Source organism: Streptomyces similanensis, assembly GCF_039543625.1.
Lineage (GTDB): Bacteria > Actinomycetota > Actinomycetes > Streptomycetales > Streptomycetaceae > Streptomyces > Streptomyces similanensis.
Window position 1 is genome coordinate 100,187 of record NZ_BAABKC010000112.1, and the last position, 13,673, is coordinate 113,859.

9 protein-coding genes are annotated in these 13,673 nt (G+C 75.7%); 2 read left to right on the top strand and 7 right to left on the bottom strand.

Translation table 11 applies throughout. The features are described from left to right. Positions 1 to 4 precede the first annotated feature (4 nt). The 7 genes from ABEB07_RS31800 to ABEB07_RS31830 form a co-directional block, all read right to left on the bottom strand. A complete protein-coding gene (locus ABEB07_RS31800) occupies positions 5 to 1,135 on the bottom strand; it encodes an acyl carrier protein (RefSeq protein ID WP_345671507.1) in 1,131 nt (376 codons plus the stop codon). A 38-nt stretch (positions 1,136 to 1,173) separates the two neighbouring features. Beyond that, positions 1,174 to 1,887, bottom strand: a complete 714-nt coding sequence (locus ABEB07_RS31805; protein ID WP_345671508.1) for a maleylpyruvate isomerase N-terminal domain-containing protein — start codon at positions 1,885 to 1,887, stop codon at positions 1,174 to 1,176. After that, positions 1,884 to 3,200, bottom strand: coding sequence for a pyridoxal phosphate-dependent aminotransferase (locus tag ABEB07_RS31810; protein WP_176146817.1), 1,317 nt, complete (start codon positions 3,198 to 3,200; stop codon positions 1,884 to 1,886). The genes ABEB07_RS31805 and ABEB07_RS31810 overlap by 4 nt, the downstream gene beginning before the upstream one ends. A gap of 95 nt (positions 3,201 to 3,295) precedes the next feature. Then, positions 3,296 to 4,630: a KamA family radical SAM protein gene (locus tag ABEB07_RS31815; RefSeq protein WP_345671509.1), complete on the bottom strand. Its 1,335-nt coding sequence runs from the start codon at positions 4,628 to 4,630 to the stop codon at positions 3,296 to 3,298. After that, positions 4,627 to 6,294, bottom strand: coding sequence for a carbamoyltransferase C-terminal domain-containing protein (locus ABEB07_RS31820; protein ID WP_345671510.1), 1,668 nt, complete (start codon positions 6,292 to 6,294; stop codon positions 4,627 to 4,629). Before ABEB07_RS31820 ends, ABEB07_RS31815 begins: the two co-directional genes overlap by 4 nt. Positions 6,295 to 6,403: 109 nt before the next feature. Further along, positions 6,404 to 8,899 carry an ATP-grasp domain-containing protein gene (locus ABEB07_RS31825; RefSeq protein ID WP_345671511.1) on the bottom strand — a complete coding sequence of 832 codons (2,496 nt, stop codon included), beginning with the start codon at positions 8,897 to 8,899 and terminating at the stop codon, positions 6,404 to 6,406. 43 nt (positions 8,900 to 8,942) lie between these two features. Next, positions 8,943 to 10,211, bottom strand: a complete 1,269-nt coding sequence (locus ABEB07_RS31830) for a condensation domain-containing protein (protein WP_345671512.1) — start codon at positions 10,209 to 10,211, stop codon at positions 8,943 to 8,945. Positions 10,212 to 10,540: 329 nt separating this feature from the next. Here ABEB07_RS31830 and ABEB07_RS31835 point away from each other — a divergent pair, with 329 nt between their 5' ends. Continuing rightward, positions 10,541 to 12,175, top strand: a complete 1,635-nt coding sequence (locus tag ABEB07_RS31835) for an AMP-binding protein (protein WP_345671514.1) — start codon at positions 10,541 to 10,543, stop codon at positions 12,173 to 12,175. Positions 12,176 to 12,376: 201 nt separating this feature from the next. Beyond that, on the top strand, positions 12,377 to 13,639 hold the full coding sequence (locus ABEB07_RS31840; RefSeq protein ID WP_345671516.1) for an MFS transporter: 1,263 nt from the start codon (positions 12,377 to 12,379) through the stop codon (positions 13,637 to 13,639). The last annotated feature ends 34 nt before the right edge of the window (positions 13,640 to 13,673 follow it).

Sequence of the window (13,673 nt, forward strand, 5' to 3'; positions counted from 1 at the left end):
GAGGTCAGCGCCCGGCGATGCGGCAGAAGTCCTCGACGCGGCGCAGCTTCTCGGGGATCAGCTCGTCGGCGTCGAGTTCGAGGCCGAGGTCGCTCTCGATCCGGTCGATGATCTCGACGAGCCGGAAGGAGGTGAAGGAGGGGAAGGAGTCCAGCGGGGCGCCGTCCAGCAGTGCGGCCTCCGGCACGCCGAGCACGTCGGCGACCATGCGGGTGACGGCGGAGCGCAGCTCGTCGCCGCCCGCCGCGGGCGGCGCGTCGGCGGTGAAGACGGCGCGGTCGGCGGCGAGGAGTTCGGCCAGCCGGTCCACGGCGCCCGCCGGTTCGGGCCGGCCGCGGGCGACCCTGCGGTGGGCGAGGTAGGTCTGCTCGACCAGCTTGTCCCAGGCCGCGAGATGGGCGCGTTCGGCCTCGGTGGGCTCGGTGCGGTCGGCGCACCGGGCGCGGTGGGCGGCGTGCAGTTTGCGGGCGCGGGCCAGCAGCCAGGTCTCGGCCGAGAGCTGTTCGAGGGCGCGGACCCGGTCCGGCCAGGTCGCGTACGCGGTGACGTAGGGCTCGGGGTCGTAGTCGGCCACACTCGGCTCGGCGGGCTCGGGCGGTGACGGTGCGAAGGTGACCACCTCGGCCGTTCCGATGCCCGACAACTCCCGCTCACTCAGAACGTGTTCGCCGGGTTCCGCAGCGCCCCACCGGGTCTCGACGCGGTAGGCGTCGGTGACGTGCCAGCCGTCGGGCCCTGCGGTGAGCAGGAAGCTGTGGTCCATGTGGGCGTTGCCGCAGTAGGGCAGCCAGGGCAGGTGGTAGCTGTCGGCGACGGCGTAGTGCGGCTCGGGCCGCCGGGCCGCCTCGGCGAGGAGTTCCGCGGCGGCCAGACGGCGCCTGCCGGCCGGGCGCAGCCCCACCAGGGGCGCGTCGGCCGTGAGGCGCGCGTCGAGGGTGGGGTCGGCGGTGGGCAGCCCGTCCGGCAGGGTGCGCAGCGGAAGGTCCAGGCGGGCGCCCAGCCGCAGATGGGTGCCCGGGCCGTGGAAGTGGTCCGCGAGCACGGCCAGGTTCACCTGGACGCAGTCGAGCACACCGCTGTCGACGCCCTCCAGAGGCAGCGGGGCGGGGGCTGTCGGGGGCAGGGGGATGGGCATGTCGGCGCAGTCCTCGGTCGCTCGGTCAGGGGCGCGGGTCAGATCCATGGCGGCAGCGCCGGCAGGCCGCCGGGCGCGTCGAGCAGGGCGCCGTCGCCTCGGCCGCTGAGCCAGGCGAGCAGCTCGGCCCGCTCTCCCGACACCACCGGCCCGCCGCCCGCGAACCGGGCCAGCTCCACTCCGGCGGCGTCGCTCAGGGTGAAGGCGGGCGCCTTCTCGGCCTCGGCGTAGTAGCCGATCACGTCGGCCAGGACGATGTCGCGCGCGGTCGCCGGGATGTCGGCGACCTCGTGACCGACGTCCAGGTCGACCAGGTGCAGGACGAGTTCGCGCAGCCGGATGACGAGGATGCGGCGCGGGGTGCACCTCTCGCCGGTGAACGGCACGATCGTGGCGTCCCACGCGGGTCCGGGCAGCGTCTCGACCGCGCGCTGCCAGCTCCGGGCGCTCTCGCGGACCCGGGCCACGAGAGCGGCGGCGGGCAGCAGCGACCCGGCCTCGATCTCGGCGTCCCGGGCCGCGCGGTCGGGGTACTGGTCGTTCCGGACGCCGGTGCGCGCCCAGGTGAGCAGGCGTTCCAGCGCCGGTGCCTGGGCGGCGAGATGGCTGAGGACATGGGCGCGGGTCCAGCCGGGCAGCCGGGACGGGCCGGTGACGGCCGCGTCGCTCAGCGGGGCGGCGGCGGTGAGGAGCCGCTCGGCGGCACGGTCGAGTTCGCGGAAGACCGCGGGGGTGGGGTCGAGTTCCTTCATCGGCTCGGCTCCAGGAGGTCGGGTGCGGACACGGGTACGGGTGCGGGACGGCGGCCGGTGAGCTCGGCGAACGCGTCTGCTATGCGGGTGAGTTGGCCGGCGATGTGCGGCAGGCGTACCGGATCGTCGGCCGCCAGGGCTTCGGCCTGCTGGCGCTCGTCCCCGTACAGCAGGCTGGTCGCCGCCTTGAAGCGCAGCGCGTCCGGGGCGTCGCCCAGCAGGTGTCCGGCCAGGACGACGACGCCGGACTCGTCGAGCAGCCGCCGGGCGAGGGAGGCGGAGTCGGTGACGCCGCGGGCGGCCAGTTCCGCGCGGAGCGGGCCGAAGTCGGGGTAGACGTAGAAGGCGCCGGTGGGCGGTCTGCACACGGCGCCCGCGTCGAGCGCGATCCGGTGCACCGCGCGGGCCACGGCGCCGTGCAGACGGGCGGCGGCACGCAGCCGCTCGGCCACCTCGGGAGGTTCGGCGAAGGCGTAGGCGGCGACATGCTGCATCGGGCCCGCCAGCGTCGACCACAGCTCGCTTGCGGCCGACACCACGCCCGCCCGCAGCCGCCGTCCCAGGTCGCCGTCGGGGAAGCGGGCGGCGCCGATGCGCCAGCCGCCCAGGCCCAGGCTCTTCGACAGACCGGTGGTGACCACCGTGCGCTCGGGCACGACCTCGGCGGGGCTGAGGCAGCCGCCCGCCGGATCGTGCAGCACGTCGCGGTAGATCTCGTCGGACACGACGACGAGGTCCTCGGCGCGGGCCACCTCGCAGATCTCCCGCACCAGCGCGGGCGGGGCGAGCGTGCCGGTCGGGTTGTCGGGCAGGGTCAGCACCAGCGAGGCGGGCGTCCGGCCGGCGGCGCGGGACCGGTCGATCGCGGCGCGCAGCGCGGCGGGCTCGGGGACGCCCCCGCACTCCTCGGGCACCGGGACCGCGACGGCCCGCTTGCCGGCGTACGCGGCCTGGGGGGCGTAGGTGTTCCAGGCGGGGGCGGGCAGCAGGACGTCGCCGGGGACGGTGAGCTGGAGGGCCATGAGCAGCGGCTTGCTGCCCGGCGCCAGCACGATCTGCTCGGCCGTGGTGGGCAGGCCGCGGCGCGCGAAGTAGCCGGCGACGGCCTCGCGCGCGTCGGCACGCCCCGCCACCGGGCCGTACGACGTCTGTCCGGCGCCGTCGGCGAGGGCCCGCGCGAGACCGGGCAGCAGGGGCAGCCGGGCCTCGCCGAACGCCAGGTGCACCAGGGACTCGCCGGCGGCCCGGCGCTCGTGCACCAGTTGGTCCAGGGCCAGGTTGGGCGAGGGCGGGCGCTCGGGGAGGCCGGGCACGTGCGGGGTCCTTTCACGGGTGGGCGGGCCGCTCACGCGGGTGGTTCCACGGGCCGGCGGCGACCCGGGGGCGGGGGAGGCGGGGGCGCCGGGCGTCACGCGGCCGCCCCGGACGCCGGCGGTGCGCCGCGCAGCGCGGCCGCCAGGTCCGGCGGGCAGTCCGGCGCGAGCTCCAGGTCGTCCAGCCAGGCCGCCTCGGGGCAGTAGCGGGCCCGGAACGGGCGGCCGACCAGGGCGGGGTCGCGGGCCTGGAGCATGCGCAGCTGGAAGTACGAGCCCTCGGGCGTCTCCTGCACCCCGTCCACGACGACCTTGCCGGGCGTCGCGGACATGACCGGGCCGCGCACGGTGCGGGCCAGGCCCGGCAGGGTGCGGTAGGCGGCCCGGAAGATCTCCGACGCGCGGGCCAGCGGCACCTGGAAGTAGGCGTGCGGGCCGGTGTCGCGTTCCACGAACAGGTAGTACGGGACGGCTCCCGCGGCCAGTTCGGCCTTCCACAGCGCGCTCCAGGTCGCCGCGTCGTCGTTGACGCGGGCGATCAGCGGCGCCTGGCAGTACACGACGGCGCCCGTCGCGCGGATGCGCCGCACCGCCTCCCGCGCGGGCGCGGTCTCCAGTTCGCGCGGATGGCTGAAGTGCGCCATCACGGCGAGCTGCTTGCCCGCCGCCACGACCTGCTCGAACAGGCGCAGCACGTCGTCGGCGTCGTGGTCGGTGGTGAAGCGGTACGGCCAGTACGCCACCGACTTGGTGCCGATGCGCACGGTGTCGACCGACTCCACGGCGAGCAGCGGCTCCAGATGGCGGCGCAGCCGCTCGGTGGTCATCACCATCGGGTCGCCGCCGGTGACCAGCACGTCGCTGACCTCGGGACGCGCGGCCAGATAGGCGAGCAGCCCGGTCGGGTCCGGGGCGGCGAAGCGCAGGTCGGCGTCGCCGACGAACTGCGCCCAGCGGAAGCAGTAGGTGCAGTACGCGTGGCAGGTCTGCCCCTGGCCGGGGAAGTACAGGACGGTCTCGCGGTACTTGTGCTGGAGGCCCGGCACGGGCCGCCCGTCCAGGTGCGGCACGTTGTACTGCTGCTGGCCAGAGGGGTGCGGGTTCAGGCGCGCCCGGATGTCGCCGACCAGCTCGCGCAGCAGCAGTTTGTCGCCGGGGTCGGCGGACAGCTTGGCGAGCCGCCGCTCGTCGTCGGCCGCCAGCATGCCCCGCTGGGGGAAGGTCAGCTGGAACATCGGGTCGTCCGGGGCACGGTCCCAGTCGATCAGCCGGCTCAGGACGTACTCGTTGACCCGGAACGGCAGCACCAGCGACACCCGCCGCACCGTCTCGCGGACCTCCTCGCGCAGGCCGAAGCGGGCGGCGATGTCGTCGAGGTGCTTGGGGCCGTACGCGCGGAAGCGCTCGGGCGCGGTCGGGCCGGCCGTCATCGGGCGTCCCCCTTCGACGGGTTCTTCTTCCGGTACAGGGTGTCTCCCAGGACGAGGAAGTCCAGGTCCATGGAGCGGAACGCGGCCAGCGCGTCGCGCGCGCCGTCCACGACGGGCTCGCCCCGGTCGTTGAAGGAGGTGTTGAGGAGCACCGGCGGCGCCCCCTCGGCCGCCAGGGCGTCCAGGGCCGCGCCGACGGCGGGCGCCTCGTCGCCGTGAAGCACCTGCGGGCGGGTGGTGCCGTCGACGTGGACGACCCCGGGCGCGACCTGCCGGCCCAGCTCGGTGGCGCGGGCGGCGCCCAGCATGTAGCGGCTGAGGTGCTCCTGCCGCTCCCACAGCCGGGCGCCGTAGCCGGGCCGGGTGACGCCGGCGAACGGGCGCCACTGCTCGCGGTTCTTCACCGTGTTCACCCGGGTGTTGACCGAGGCGGTGTCCGGCACGGCGATGATCGAGCGGTGGCACAGGGCGCGCGGCCCCACCTCGGCGCGGCCCTGCGCGACCGCGCCGACCCGCCCGTCCAGCAGCAGCCCGGCCAGCTCGTCGATGTCCAGCGGGCTGCGCCACAGGTCCTCGGTGTCCGCGGCGGTGACCGTCTCGGCGCCGATGTCGCTGCCGAGGTACGGGGAGAGCGGCGCCGTGCGGGAGCGGGGCGGGCACACCGTCCAGGCGGCGCCGAGGGCCACGCCCGCGTCGTGCGGGACCGGCGGTACGTACAGGGGGCCGGGCAGGGTGCCGTTGGTGGAGCAGTTCAGGGCGACGCCGCCGCTCATGCACAGCTCCTCGACCCCGGCCGCCTTGCGGGTCTGCGAGGCCAGGTGGGTGACGGCCTCCTCCACGATCCGCTGGGCGGTGTAGGCGACCAGGACCGCGCCGGGATCGTCGGCGAGCCGGTCCTCCGCGGCCCGCGGCCCGTCGGCGCCCGCGATCCGGGCGTAGCGCTCGCGCCACCGGGCGACCGTCTGGTCGTACTGCTCCTTGATCTCCTCGGCGGTGGCCCGCCCGGTGCGCTCGGCCAGCGGCTCGACGGCGAGCGAGAAGTCGTCGCCGTCGATGTCCACGAGGGTTTCGGTGCGCACGCCCCGGGCGCGGCCGTAGGCGGCCAGGCCCATCGTCTTGCCCGCGTTGAGGAAGGAGAAGCCCAGCCAGGTGGAGGCCGCGTCGTAGGCGTAGCCGAGGGAGGCGGTGCGCTGCCAGGAGCGTTCCAGGCGGGGCGCGCGGCCCTCCTCGTAGGTCCAGATGCTGGAGGACTCGTTCTCGCCGTGTCCGTCGACCACCAGGACGCCCGCCTTGCGGAAGGGCGAGGCGTGGAAGGAGGAGGCGGCGTGCGCCTGGTGGTGGCCGACGCGCACCACCTGGGGCAGCCGTTCGCCGAAGTCGAGGCCGACCGCGTAGGCGAGGAACTCGGCGTCGTCGGCGAACCGGCCGGGGTAGAGCTGTTCGTCGTCCCAGCCCAGCGCGACGACGTCGATCTCGGCGGGGCTGATGCCCGCCCGCTCCAGGCACAGCCGGGCGGCGCCGACCGGCTTGCGGTACAGCGAGTGGCGCCGCCGGCTGAGGCGTTCCTCCTCGCAGAAGGCGACGATCCGGCCGTCGCCGTCGATCAGACAGGCCGCGGTGTCGTGCCAGCCGGCCGGAGGTGCGTTGACGCCCAGGATCCACATGGTCGGACAGCTCCTTGCTTCCTTTTGCGGGGGGAGAGGTCGGCTCGAGGGTGACGTGGGGGTGAGAGGCCGGCGCTCGCGTACGAGGTCGGCGGGGGGCGGCGCGAGGTCAGTGGGGGAGCGGCGTGAGGCGGTGGCGCACGGCCCGCTCGGCGGCGTCCAGGGCCCGGCCGCACTCCTCGGGGCTGTCGCCCGTGGCGATCAGCGCGGCCAGGCGGGGGACGATGCCGTGCGGCGGCAGCCGCAGCTCCGTGCCCGGCGGCGCGAGCGCGACGGCGTCCGCGATGCCGGGCACGGCCGCCGCGGCGGTGACGTCGAGTGCGTGGACGACGGCGTCGTGCGGGGGGTAGACGAAGCGGACCTCGGCGCAGCGCTCGTGGCGCGGTGACACGTCGGGGGCGCGGCCCAGGGCGAGGTCGGCGGCGGCGGCCACCTGGTCGACGCCGGTGGCCAGGCGGCCGAGCAGCGGGATGAAGTCGCCGCCGAGCCGCCCGTTGACCTCGACCACGCGGGGCCGGGACGGGGTGAGCCGCAGCTCGCTGTGGGTGACCCCGGTGCGCAGGCCGAGCGCGGCGTGCGCGGCCGTGACCACGAACTCCACCTCGTCGGCCCAGGGTTCGTGACGCCAGGGCGCCACCAGGTGGCCGATCTCCTCGAAGTACGGGGCGAAGCCGAGGCGCTTGCGGGCCACGTTGACGATGTGCGCCCGGCCGCCGTCGACCGCGCAGTCCACGCTGATCTCGGGTCCGGTCAGGTACTCCTCCACGATGGCGCCGGCCAGCCGGTCGATGCCGGGGAAGGCGGAGGTGGTGGCCGACTCGTAGGCGCGGCCGACCTCGTCGGGTGTGCGGGCGAGGGTGACGCCGATGGAGCCGGCCAGGCCTCGGGGTTTGACCACCACGGGCAGGCCCAGGTCTCCGGCGGCCGCGACCGCCCCGTCACGGTCGTGGACGTGGCGGAAGCCGGCGGAGGGCACCGCGGCCGCGGCGAGGACCTGCCGGGTGGTGAGCTTGTCGCGGCAGCCGCGCACGGCTTCGGGCCCCAGGTGCGGCAGGTTCAGCCGCCGGGCGACCTCCGCGGTCGTGGCGAGCAGCGTCTCGTCCCAGGTGAGGACCGCGCCCGCGCCGTCGGCCGAGGCGAGCAGGTCGGCGACGGCCTCGGTGACGGCGTCGGCGTCGGAGGTGTCGGCGGCCCGGAAACGGTCGCCGATGTAGGGGCGCTGCCACTGCGGCGGTCCGGGCTGCACGAGCGCGGTCTCGACCCGGTCGGCCAGCGCGGCGAGCGCGTACCGGCGGTAGGGCGGGTTGCCGCAGCCCACCACGGCCACCCGGCCGGGCGCCCGCGCGTCGAGGGGCGTGCACACCAGCGCCGTCCCGCGGGCGGTGCGGCGCAGCGCCTCCTCCACCTCGGCGGTGCCGCGGCCCGCGAAGCGGAAGCGCGCTCCGGCGTGCTCGTAGCCGCCCCCGGTCAGCGACTGCCCCCGGTACGGGACGCTGCGGGCGTACGCAGGACCGTCCTCGGGCAGCGTCACCGAACGCACCCGGCACGGCGCGGGGACGGACGGCGGCACCAGCAGCCAGCCGCCGACGCGGCCCGCCGCGGGAGGCGCGGCCGGCGTCGGGTCGGGGGTGTCCGTCTGGTGGGCGAAGGCGGCGGCCATCAGGTCGACGCCGTGCACCTCCCGCCAGACGAAGGGCACTTCGGCCCCGCCGGGCCGCGCCCCGAGTTCCAGCACGGTCAGCGCCCCGGTCCCGCTCTCGAACAGTTCCAGGTGGAAGACGGACGGCCGGGCCAGCAGGGCCCGCGCGGCCCGCGCCGTCAGTGCGCCGATGCGCTCCAGCGCGGCGCCGTCGTCGATCTCCACCGAGCCGAGCGCCTCGCCGGAGGCGAACTCCAGGCAGGTGCTCAGATAGCGCGAGGCCCGCCAGAAGCGGAGGCCGCGGCCGTCGAAGACGCCGTCGACGTGCAGGATCCGATCGGGCACCCACGGCTGGACGATCATGTCGGTGTCGGCGGGGAAGACGTACGCGGCCAGCGCCCGCGGGGAGTCCAGGCGGGTGACGTGGGCGCTCGCGGTGCCGCGCCGGGGTTTGACCAGGACGGGCCAGCCGTGCGCGGCGGCGAAGCGGGTCACGGCGGCGCGGTCGGGGGCGCCGGCGGTCGCCGGGGTCGGGACCGCGTGGGCGGCCAGGCGCTGGGCCATCAGCAACTTGTCGCGCACCGGGCGCAGTTCCTCCGCGCCCGGACCCGGCAGGGACAGCTCGTCGCGCAGGACGGCGGCCAGGTCGAGGTCGGTCTCCTGGAGGGCGACGATGCGCGTCGGCGGACCGTACCGCTCGGCCAGCCGGTCCACGGCCTCGCGCACCGCCTTGGCGTTCTCGGTGCTGTCCACCAGCTCCACCCCGGCGGCCTGGGCCGACGGCAGGTGGGTCAGGGCCCGTTCGGTGGTGACGTAGCTGACCCGGTGGGCGGTGTGGTCGAGGTAGCGGGCGTAGTCGGCGTACCGGTCGCTCCAGCGGTGCAGGACGACGACGTGGCCGGGGGCGGCGCCGCCTCGGCGGGGCGGGGCGGCGGGTCGGCCGAGTGGGTGGGTGGAGCCGGGCACGGGACCTCCAGGGGGCGCGGGGCGGACGGTGGGGGCCGGGGCGTCAGGCGGCGGCGAGCAGCGTGTCGTGCACCTCCCACAGCAGGGCGGCGCACTGGGCGCGTCCGGTGTCCCGCGCGGTCAGCCGCACGGTCAGGGTGTGTCCGTCCTCCTGGGAGCGGGCGTAGCAGCGCGGTCCAATGGTGGTGAACGGCGTCTCGAAGGAGACGGCCGGCGCGACCGGCGCGGCCTCCCGCGGCATCGCGCCGCCCGGGTCGGCGGGCGGTACGGCCACGTGGTTGAAGGCGCAGGCCGCCTCGGGCGCCCCCGGCGGGCGGGCGCGCAGCGCGGCGACGGCCGTCACGTCGTGCATGCCGTGCCGCACGGCGCGCAGGCTGCCCCAGTGCACGGTGCGGGCGAGCGTCGTGAGGTCCGCGTCCACCCCGTCCACGAGAGCGGGAACCCACTCGTTCATGGAGGTGACGAGGTCCTTCCAGCGTCCGGAGAACCGGTTGGCGCTCATCAGCTGTACCAGCAGCGCGCCGCTCGCGCACCGGCGGCCCACGGCGCGGACGTAGGCGGCCAGCACGGCGCTGGCGACGGAGACGCCGGCCCGGTCGGCGAGCGCCCGGGCCGCGGGGAGCGCGGGCGACGAGCGGAGCGTGCCCTGCACGACCTCGCCGGGCACGTCGCCCGTCGCGGGCAGCCGGGCGGCCGGGGCCCGGTCGAGCACCCGGCGCCAGTACTCCAACGCGGCCTCCTGGCGCCGCAGTCCGTCCGGCCCGTACTGCTCGGCGGCCAGGTCGGCGGGGCCGGGCGCCGGTTCGCCGAGCGAGCCGGGCGCGGCCAGCTCGCGCAGGAGGTCGCGCCGTAACACCTCCTGGGCCCAGGCGTCGGCCAGGATGTGGTGCTTGACGAAGACGAGCCGGCCCGGCGCCCGCCGCCCGTCCGCCGTGCGCCCCTCGGTGGTCACCCGCGCCCGCCAGCCGTCCTGGCGGCCCAGGTCGAAGGGTTCGGCGGCCAGCCGCAGGGAGAGCTCCGCCGCCTCGCCCTCCCCGGGCGCGACAGCGGTGAGTTCGACCGGTCGCGCGTCGTCCGGCAGCCACTGCCGGGGCGCGTCGGGGTCGCGCAGGTCGTAGCGGGTGCGCAGGGAGGGATGCCGGGCGGCGAGCGCGGTGAGCGCGCCCCGCACGGCATCCGGGCCGGTGCCGGGCGGCAGGTCCCACACGGCCGCGTTGTTGGGCTCGTGGCGGCGGCTCTTCGGCAGGTCGCGGATGTCGTGCCAGACCGAGAGCTGGCCCAGGGAAAGGGGTCCCGCGTCAGTCAGTCGCACACCGCGAACCTCCAAATTCCATAATGCGGAAACTATATTCCGATTCGAGCCACAAGCTGCCACAGCTCGTGGAATCTGTCCAGTGATCATCGGGAGCGGGCGATTCCACTTGGCGTTCGATTCGTCGGCTCATCTCCCGCCCTGATGGCGGGCGTTGGGGGAGGTGGCTGGCGCGTTCGCGGCGGCGTGTGAGAGCGTGGGCGGAAGAACTGGAAAGGTAATTCCGTTATACGGAAATTTGTGTGACGTGTTCGTGAAGTTCGTGAAGAAAGCCCGACCGACACACCGACACCACGAGTACGCCACCCGCAGCGGAAAGGACTTCCTCAGTGAGCCAACGGCCGGACGACACCGCGGCGGCGACCGGTGAGTTCCTCCACGACGTCCTGCTCGACCCCGCCCGGCACACCCCGGACCACCCGGCCGTCGTCGAACCCGCCGCTACCGGCGCGCCCACCGTCACCACCTACGCCGAGCTGACCGCCACCGTCAACGCCCACGCGGCGACCCTGCGCGCGCTGGAACTCGCCCCCGGCACACGTGTGCTGCTGGAGGCCGAACTGGGCGCCGAGTCGATCGCCGTGCTCCTGGCCTGCTCCCGTGCCGGACTCACCTTCGTGCCGGTGAGCCCGGAGACGCCGCCGGACCGGCTGCGCACGCTCATCGACACGGCCCGTCCGGCCCTGCACGTGCGGGCCGCGACCGGAGAGCGCACGGACCTTCCCGCGACGCTCGGCACGGCGCGCTTCGGCGACGGCGAACTGACCGTCGAACGCGCCCCCGCGGCGACCGCCCGCCGACGGCACGTCCCGTGTGTCGCCGACCCCGCCTACATCGTCTTCACCTCCGGCACGACCGGCCGCCCCAAGGGCGTCGTCATGAGCCACCGCGCCGTGACCGCCTTCTACCGCGGCATGCTGGCGCACCGCATCGCCGCCCCCGGCGACCGCGTCGCCGGCACCTCCCCGCTGCACTTCGACTTCTCCCTGCTCACCCTCGGGCTCGCGCTCGGCAGCGGCGCGGCACTGGTCCCGGTGCCCCAGCGACTGGTGCGCTGGCCCCGGCACTTCCTGCGCGCCCTGCGCGACACGAACGCGACCCAGGTCACCGGAGTGCCCTCCGTCTGGCGACAGGTCCTGCGCCACGAAGCGGATCGTCTGAGTGAACTCGCGCATCTGCGCGGGGTGTTGTTCTGCGGCGAGGAGTTCCCGCTGCCGGAGCTGCGCCGCCTTCAGGAACTGCGCCCCGGGATGCGGATCGTCAACTGCTACGGGGCGACCGAGTCGATGGCGGCCACCTTCGAGGACGTCCCCGAACCACTGCCGGCCGATCTGGAACGGCTCTCGATCGGCCACGCCCACCCAGGCGCCGAACTGCTCCTCCGGGACGGCGACGGCGCCCTCGTCGACGCGCCGGGAACACCGGGGGAGATGCTGCTGCGCAGCCCGGCGCTCTTCTCCGGCTACTGGGACGACCCGGAAGCCACCCGCGCCGCCCTCGTACCCGACCCGCTGTGCCCGGAGTCGGGCCAGGTCGTGCTGCGCACCGGGGACCTCGCGGTGCGCGGGGAGAAGGGGGAGCTGTACTTCCTCGGCCGCACCGACTCCCAGGTGCAGATCAACGGCAACCGGGTGGAGCTGGGCGAGGTCGAACGCCGTCTGACCGGCCACCCCGCCGTCACCGCCGCCGCGGCCCTGCGGCTGCCGCTGCCCGACGGGGGCGGCTGCCTGGCCGCGTTCGTGGTCACGGACCCGAGCGGCGGCGCGCGGCAGCCCTCCCGCCCCGGCGCCGCCGAAGCCGCGCCCGGCGAGGACATCGCCGCCACCCTGCGGGACTTCTGCGCCCGCACCCTGCCCGGGTACATGGTCCCCGCCGAACTGCGGGTGGTCGACGCGCTGCCGGTCACCGGCAACGGCAAGGTCGACCGCGAGGCACTGGCCGCGAGCGTCGCCGGGCCCGCCTGACCCGGCCCGGCGCGCGCGGGGCACGCCCGGCTCCACTCGCCGCGCGCGGAGCACGCCCGGCCCGGCGCGTGCCGTGCGCGGAGTACGCCTGGCGCCGCCCGGCGCGCTCCGCGCACAGCGGCGGCACCGGCGTCGACACCCGTACCCGGCACCCCAGATGACCGCCCCACCGAGCCGTACGGCTCCCCCCGGAGGATCACGTTGACCCCCACCCCGTCCGCCGCACGCCCCGCCGGCCGCGTGCGCACCCTCGTCAGGGTCCGCGCCGGCGGTCTGCCCGGCGCGTTCTGGGTCCTGTGGTCCGGCACCCTGGTCAACCGGCTCGGCGCCATGGTCAACCCGTTCCTGAGCCTCTACCTCAGCCAGGTCCGCGACGTACCGCTCGGCACCATCGGCGTCGTCCTCGCCGTCGTCGGCGTCGGCTCGGTGATCTCCCAGCCGCTGGGCGGTCTCCTCACCGACCGGTTCGGCCGCCGGGCCGCGCTGACCGGCGGGATGCTCGCCAACGCCGGCTCCCTGCTGGCGCTCGGCCACGCGCAGTCGCTGGCCGCCCTCACCGCCGCCGGTTTCGCCCTGGGCGTCACCCTCGACCTCTTCCGGCCCGCCGCCCAGGCCCTGGTCGCCGACACCGTCCCCGCCGCCGACCGCACCCGCGCCTTCGGCCTGCTGCTGTGGTCGGTCAACCTCGGCTTCTCCGCCGCCATGGTCCTCGGCGGCCACCTCGCCGACCGCGGCTTCTCCTGGCTGTTCTGGACCGACGCCGCCGCGTGCGCGGTCTTCGGCCTGCTGGTGTGGTGCGCCGTCCCCGAGACCCGGCCGACCGCGGCGGAGCGCGGCGCCGGCGGCGGCTACCGCGCCGTCCTCGCCGACCGGGCGATGCTCGCCTTCGCCGGGGTTGTCGTCCTGTACGCCGTCGTCTTCCAGCAGGCCTTCGCCACCCTGCCCCTGGTCATGGCACGGCACGGACTGTCCGGCGACGTCTACGGAACGGTCATGGCCGTCAACGGCGTCGTCCTCATCCTGGTCCAGCCGCTGATCGGCCACCGGCTCGCCCGGTTCGACAAGAGCCGCGTGCTGGCCACCGGCTTCCTGCTCGCCGCCGCGGGCAACGCCCTGGTCGCCGCCGCGTCCGCGGGCCCCGCCTTCGCGTCGGCCGTCGCGGTGTGGAGCCTCGGCGAGGTCCTGGTGTTCGCCATCACCGCCGCCGTCGTCGCCGACCTGGCCCCGCCCGCCCTGCGCGGCCGCTACAACGGCCTGCTCGGCATGGCCTGGGGCACCGGCTTCCTCATCGCCCCGCTGGCCGGCACCCGCCTCCTGGCCGTCGGCGCCACCGTCCTGTGGCTCTCCTGCGCCGCCCTCTGCGCGACCGCCGCGCTGGCCCAACTCGCCTTGGCGCCGGCCATCAGGAGACGGACCGCGCGACTCGCCCAGGAGACGCCTTCGTTGCGGAAGGCCGCTCACTAGAAGTTCCCGGGAGCCCCTTCCCCGCCCGCCTCCC